Genomic DNA, 6,420 nt, shown 5'->3' on the forward strand with positions numbered 1-6,420 from the left:
CGCACGTCTTCGGTGAACGCACTCTGACCACACTGGAGCGTCTTCTGAGCCTGCTGTCGGCCTTTGAGGTCGTGGTATGGATGACGGATGGCTGGCCGCTGTATGAATCACGCCTGAAGGGAAAGCTGCACGTTATCAGCAAGCGTTACACTCAGCGCATTGAGCGACATAATCTGAATCTGAGACAACATCTGGCAAGGCTGGGACGGAAGTCACTGTCGTTCTCAAAATCGGTGGAGCTGCATGACAAGGTCATCGGGCATTATCTGAACATAAAACACTATCAGTAAGTTGGAGTCATCACCCAATTAATGATTACATTGTAATAAATCATATTCTTTATCGATTATTTCAGGCAGTGTTGTGCCGAGTTATGCAAGCGGTTAATTCGTTGTGTATTTAATTATCCAATGATTTCGGTGTTCTGGAATTTATTTAGAGGAATCTATGCGAGGGAAAAAACGCATTGGGTTATTGTTTTTGCTGATAGCGGTTGTGGTTGGTGGCGGCGGGTTATTGCTGGCGCAAAAAGCCTTACATAAAACGTCGGATACAGCATTTTGCCTTTCCTGCCACTCGATGAGTAAACCTTTTGAGGAATATCAGGGAACTGTCCACTTTTCGAACCAGAAAGGGATACGTGCGGAATGTGCAGATTGCCATATTCCAAAGTCAGGGATGGATTATTTATTTGCTAAATTAAAAGCATCTAAAGATATTTATCATGAATTTGTTAGCGGCAAAATAGACAGTGACGATAAGTTCGAAACACATCGCCAGGAAATGGCCGAAACAGTATGGAAAGAATTAAAAGCAACTGACTCTGCAACGTGCCGTAGTTGCCATTCTTTTGATGCCATGGATATTGCCTCGCAAAGTGAATCTGCGCAGAAAATGCATAACAAAGCACAAAAGGGCGGCGAAACCTGTATCGATTGTCATAAAGGCATTGCCCATTTTCCGCCAGAAATAAAAATGGATGACAACGCGGCGCATGAGCTGGAAAGTCAGGCCGCTACTTCAGTGACTAATGGCGCACATATTTATCCTTTCAAAACTTCTCGCATAGGCGAGCTGGCAACCGTGAATCCTGGTACCGATCTCACCGTCGTTGATGCCAGTGGCAAACAGCCGATCGTTCTGTTGCAGGGTTATCAAATGCAGGGTAGTGAAAACACGCTCTACCTGGCGGCAGGTCAACGGCTGGCGCTAGCCACATTAAGTGAAGAAGGTATCAAGGCGCTCACGCTAAACGGGGAATGGCAGGCTGACGAATACGGCAATCAATGGCGTCAGGCGTCTTTACAGGGTGCGCTTACCGATCCCGGATTAGCGGACCGTAAACCGCTATGGCAATACGCTGAAAAACTTGACGATACCTATTGCGCTGGTTGTCATGCCCCTATTGCCGCCGACCATTACACCGTCAATGCGTGGCCGTCCATTGCCAAAGGAATGGGGGCACGAACCAGCATGAGCGAAAACGAACTGGACATTTTAACGCGGTATTTCCAGTACAACGCCAAAGATATTACCGAGAAACAGTGATCCTCGTTGATCAGGGAGGAAGTTATGACATTAACAAGACGTGAATTTATTAAACACAGCGGTATTGCCGCTGGAGCGCTGGTGGTGACATCGGCAGCACCGCTCCCCGCATGGGCAGAAGAGAAGGGCGGTAAAATCCTCACCGCGGGACGTTGGGGAGCGATGAACGTAGAAGTGAAGGACGGCAAGATTGTTTCTTCAACAGGCGCGCTGGCGAAAACCATACCGAATTCCTTACAGTCTACGGCGGCGGATCAGGTACACACCACGACGCGTATTCAGCATCCGATGGTGAGAAAAAGCTATCTCGATAATCCACTGCAACCGACGAAAGGTCGTGGTGAAGATACCTATGTACAGGTGAGCTGGGAACAAGCATTAAAACTGATTCATGAGCAACACGATCGCATTCGCAAAGCTAACGGACCATCGGCTATTTTTGCCGGATCATACGGCTGGCGCTCTTCTGGCGTGTTGCATAAAGCGCAAACCTTACTGCAACGTTATATGAACCTGGCGGGCGGTTATTCCGGGCATAGCGGCGATTATTCAACCGGGGCGGCACAGGTGATCATGCCGCATGTGGTCGGTTCTGTAGAGGTGTATGAACAGCAGACCTCCTGGCCGCTGATTCTGGAAAACAGCCAGGTTGTGGTGCGTGGGGGATGAACCCGCTGAATACCTTAAAAATTGCCTGGAGCAGTACCGATGAGCAAGGGCTGGAATACTTCCATCAGCTAAAAAAATCTGGCAAACCAGTGATTGCCATTGATCCTATCCGCTCCGAAACCATCGACTTCTTTGGCGATAATGCCACCTGGATCGCGCCGAATATGGGCACCGACGTGGCACTGATGTTAGGGATTGCGCATACCCTGATGACACAAGGCAAACACGATAAAGTGTTCCTTGAAAAATACACTACCGGGTATCCGCAGTTTGAAGAGTATCTGAGAGGTAAGAGCGATAATACGCCGAAGAGCGCGGCCTGGGCGGCGGAAATTACTGGCGTACCGGAAGCGCAGATAGTCAAACTCGCTGAACTGATGGCGGCGAATCGCACAATGCTGATGGCAGGCTGGGGAATTCAGCGCCAGCAATATGGTGAACAGAAACACTGGATGCTGGTGACGCTGGCGGCGGTGTTAGGGCAGATTGGTACACCGGGCGGCGGTTTTGGTTTCTCTTATCATTACTCCAATGGTGGCAACCCGACACGTGTTGGCGGCGTGCTGCCGGAAATGTCTGCGGCGATTGCCGGACAGGCCAGCGAGGCCGCTGATGATGGCGGAATGAGGGCGATTCCTGTTGCCCGTATCGTCGATGCGCTGGAAAATCCTGGCGGCAAATATCAGCATAACGGTAAAGAGCAAACGTATCCGAATATCAAAATGATCTGGTGGGCGGGTGGCGGTAACTTTACCCATCACCAGGATACTAATCGTCTGATTAAAGCATGGCAGAAACCGGAGATGATCGTCGTTTCTGAATGCTACTGGACCGCAGCTGCTAAACATGCAGATATCGTATTACCGATCACCACATCGTTTGAGCGCAATGACTTGACGATGACCGTTGATTACAGCAACCAGCATATTGTGCCGATGAAGCAGGCTGTCGCTCCGCAATTTGAAGCGCGAAACGATTTTGATGTGTTTGCCGATCTTGCGGAATTACTGAAACCTGGCGGAAAAGAGATCTATACCGAAGGTAAAGATGAAATGGCGTGGCTGAAATTTTTCTATGATGCCGCTCAGAAAGGTGCCCGTGCGCAACGCGTGACTATGCCGATGTTTAATGCCTTCTGGCAGCAAAATAAACTGATCGAAATGCGCCGCAGCGAGAAGAACGAACAGTACGTTCGTTATGCTGATTTCCGCGCCGATCCGATGAAAAATGCGCTGGGTACGCCAAGCGGCAAAATTGAGATTTACTCCAAAACGCTGGAAAAATTTGGCTATAAGGATTGCCCGGCACACCCAACCTGGCTTGCGCCTGATGAGTGGAAGGGTACCGCCGACGAGAAGCAGTTGCAGCTTCTGACCGCACATCCGGCACACCGTTTACATAGTCAGCTTAACTATGCGGAACTGCGTAAAAAATATGCGGTTGCAGATCGTGAACCAATCACTATTCATACCGAAGATGCTGCTCGCTTTGGTATTGCGAATGGTGATCTGGTGCGTGTGTGGAACAAACGTGGTCAGATTCTGACAGGCGCGGTGGTGACTGACGGGATCAAAAAAGGCGTGGTATGCGTGCATGAAGGTGCATGGCCAGATCTGGAAAATGGCTTGTGTAAAAACGGCAGTGCGAACGTGTTAACGGCGGATATCCCCAGCTCGCAGCTGGCAAATGCCTGTGCCGGTAACTCTGCGCTGGTGTATATCGAAAAATATACGGGTAACGCACCGAAGTGAACGGCATTTGATAAGCCTGCTGTTCAGGCGTAAGAAGTGAATAGCGCCCGGAAACGGGCGCTGAGGTTATGCAAACGTAAAACTGCCTGATGCGCTATGCTTATCAGGCCTACATAGTCCCTGCAATAGATTGAATTAGCAAGGGTTTGTAGGCCGGATAAGGCATTCACGCTGCATCCGGCAGTAATACCAGACCTTTACGGCTTGCGCGCAATCAGCACCGCGCGTTTAGGCGCAGGATAACCTTCAACTGTCTTACTCGGATCATGTGGGTCGAGGAAATCGGACAGAGATTCGGTAACCATCCATTCAGTGCGTCGCTGCTCTTCAGTAGTGGTAACGCACACATCCACAACGCGGATATCTACAAAACCACACTTCTTCAGCCAGTTTTTCAGCGCCAGCGCGGAAGGGATGAAATAGACATTACGCATTTGCGCGTAACGATCGCCTGGTACCAGCACCGTGTTCTCATCGCCATCAATAACCAGCGTTTCCAGCACCAGTTCACCCTCATTCACCAGTTGATCTTTCAACTGCCAGAGATGCTCCAGCGGCGAACGGCGATGGTAAAGCACGCCCATCGAAAAGACGGTATCAAAGGCTTTCAGTGCCGGAAGCTGTTCAATACCTAACGGTAACAAATGTGCGCGCTGATCGTTACCCAGTAGTTTACGCACCGCTTCAAACTGGCACAGAAACAGTTGCGTAGGGTCGATCCCCACCGCGAGGTGCGCGCCTGCGCCAATCATGCGCCACATGTGATAACCGCTGCCGCAGCCGACATCCAGAATGGTGCGTCCGGTTAAATCAGAAAGATGGGGCAGAACACGATCCCATTTCCAGTCGGAACGCCATTCGGTATCGATGTTGACGCCATACAGTGAGAACGGCCCTTTGCGCCATGGCATCAGGTTCCGTATAAGCGTTTCAATGCGTTTAATTTGCCCGGTGCTCAGTGGCTCTTCGCTTTCGGCGGTTACGCTATGCAATAAATCCAGACGATACGGTTTAATTTCAGGCAGAAATTCCACCGCGTTGGACCACTGCTTAAACAGCCCGTGCTGCTGCTCGCGCTGCCAGTTAGCAATCTGCGCGGGCAGCGTTTCGAGCCAGTGTGAAAGATGATTTTTGGCAATCAGAGAATAAAAGTTACCAAAGTCGATCATGCAGCGTCCTCTGCTTTTAATGCCACCAGTGAACCAAAGTTAAAGCACTGGAACCACAGCTCGCTATGCTCAAAACCGGCTTTATGCAGGCGTGCTTTATGGGTTTCCACGGAATCGGTCAGCATCACGTTTTCCAGCATGCTGCGCTTCTGGCTGATCTCCAGTTCGCTGTAACCGTTGGCACGTTTAAAGTCGTGGTGCATGTTGAACAACAGTTCACCAACTTTGGCATCTTCGAAACTGAATTTTTCCGAAAGCACCAGCGCGCCGCCCGGGTTCAGTCCTTGATAAATTTTATCCAGTAATGCCTGGCGCTCGGAAGGTTCCAGGAATTGCAGGGTAAAATTCAGCACCACCATCGATGCGTTTTCAATGGCGATATCGCGAATATCACCTTCAATGACGTCTACTGGCGTAGGGGCTTTATAGGCGTCAATATGACGACGGCAGCGTTCAATCATCGCCGGGGAGTTGTCGATGGCAATAATTTTGCAATTATCATGATGAATGTTGCGACGCACCGAGAGCGTCGCCGCGCCCAGAGAACAACCCAGATCGTAAACCTGCGTACCAGGTTGAACGAAGCGCTCGGCTAACATACTAATCATGGAAATAATATTGGAATAGCCGGGAACGGAACGCTGGATCATATCCGGGAAGACTTCAGCTACCCGTTCATCAAAGGTCCAGTCGCCCAGTCTGGCGATAGGGGCAGAAAATAGCGTGTCGCGGTGAGACATAACGTAAAAATCCGGGAAAAAGAAAGTGGCGTATTGTGCGCTAACGCAGGGAGAAAACCAACTCCCAGGGCATATACCAAAGATTCGCCAGCACCATCAGCAACAGCGCACACCAGGTGGCGCTCATGCCGGAACGTCGCCAGCGAAACAGACGGTGATGAAAACCGTAATAATGCATCAGACGACCAGCAAGCAAAACGATGCCGCAAATATGCACCATCCAGGTTTCTGCGCCATTCATTTCCATAAACAGCATCAGCACAATCGCGATGGGAATATATTCCACCGCGTTACCATGAATGCGAATAGCGCTTTGCAGTTCGCTAAAACCACCGTCACCATAGGCAACGCGGTACTGCAAACGCAAGCTGAAGTGGCACACTGAATTTGGCCACCTGAACAGAGGTGATATGCTCACCTCAGAACAACACAGGTGCTCCAATGAAAAAAAGAAATTTTAGCGCAGAGTTTAAACGCGAATCCGCTCAACTGGTTGTTGACCAGAAATACACGGTGGCAGATGCCGCCAAAGCTATGGATGTT

Annotated in this window: 5 protein-coding genes and 2 pseudogenes; 4 read left to right on the forward strand and 3 right to left on the reverse strand. The window is 50.1% G+C overall.

Annotated features, from left to right (window positions below; genetic code table 11):
* The 3 genes and pseudogenes from BGK49_RS08275 to torZ all read left to right on the forward strand — a co-directional run.
* Positions 1-290 (forward strand): IS1 family transposase (locus BGK49_RS08275; protein ID WP_069375723.1); only part of this gene is annotated, 290 nt, incomplete at its 5' end.
* Between the two features lie 157 nt (positions 291-447).
* Positions 448-1,548, forward strand: a complete 1,101-nt coding sequence (locus BGK49_RS08280; protein WP_001214302.1) for a NapC/NirT family cytochrome c — start codon at positions 448-450, stop codon at positions 1,546-1,548.
* A gap of 24 nt (positions 1,549-1,572) precedes the next feature.
* A pseudogene (gene torZ / locus BGK49_RS08285) lies at positions 1,573-3,968 on the forward strand (trimethylamine N-oxide reductase TorZ).
* A 197-nt stretch (positions 3,969-4,165) separates the two neighbouring features.
* Here torZ and cmoB read toward each other — a convergent pair.
* The 3 genes and pseudogenes from cmoB to BGK49_RS08300 form a co-directional block, all read right to left on the reverse strand.
* Positions 4,166-5,137, reverse strand: coding sequence for a tRNA 5-methoxyuridine(34)/uridine 5-oxyacetic acid(34) synthase CmoB (gene cmoB / locus BGK49_RS08290; protein WP_000564739.1), 972 nt, complete (start codon positions 5,135-5,137; stop codon positions 4,166-4,168).
* Positions 5,134-5,877, reverse strand: a complete 744-nt coding sequence (gene cmoA / locus BGK49_RS08295) for a carboxy-S-adenosyl-L-methionine synthase CmoA (protein ID WP_000019618.1) — start codon at positions 5,875-5,877, stop codon at positions 5,134-5,136. The genes cmoB and cmoA overlap by 4 nt, the downstream gene beginning before the upstream one ends.
* A 40-nt stretch (positions 5,878-5,917) precedes the next feature.
* Positions 5,918-6,244, reverse strand: a pseudogene (locus tag BGK49_RS08300) (MAPEG family protein); the annotation flags it as partial.
* Positions 6,245-6,318: 74 nt separating this feature from the next.
* On the opposite strand from BGK49_RS08300, the gene BGK49_RS08305 reads away from it, so the two are divergent.
* Positions 6,319-6,420 (forward strand): IS3 family transposase (locus BGK49_RS08305; RefSeq protein ID WP_069375680.1); only part of this gene is annotated, 102 nt, incomplete at its 3' end.

It is taken from the genome of Shigella sp. FC1544, from assembly GCF_001722145.1.
Taxonomy (GTDB): Bacteria; Pseudomonadota; Gammaproteobacteria; order Enterobacterales; family Enterobacteriaceae; genus Escherichia; species Escherichia coli.

Excerpts from the sequence above, each read along its gene's own strand:
- BGK49_RS08280 (WP_001214302.1), top strand. The coding sequence starts at position 448 with ATGCGAGGGAAAAAACGCATTGGGTTATTGTTTTTGCTGATAGCGGTT.
- cmoB (WP_000564739.1), bottom strand. The coding sequence starts at position 5,137 with ATGATCGACTTTGGTAACTTTTATTCTCTGATTGCCAAAAATCATCTT.
- cmoA (WP_000019618.1), bottom strand. The coding sequence starts at position 5,877 with ATGTCTCACCGCGACACGCTATTTTCTGCCCCTATCGCCAGACTGGGC.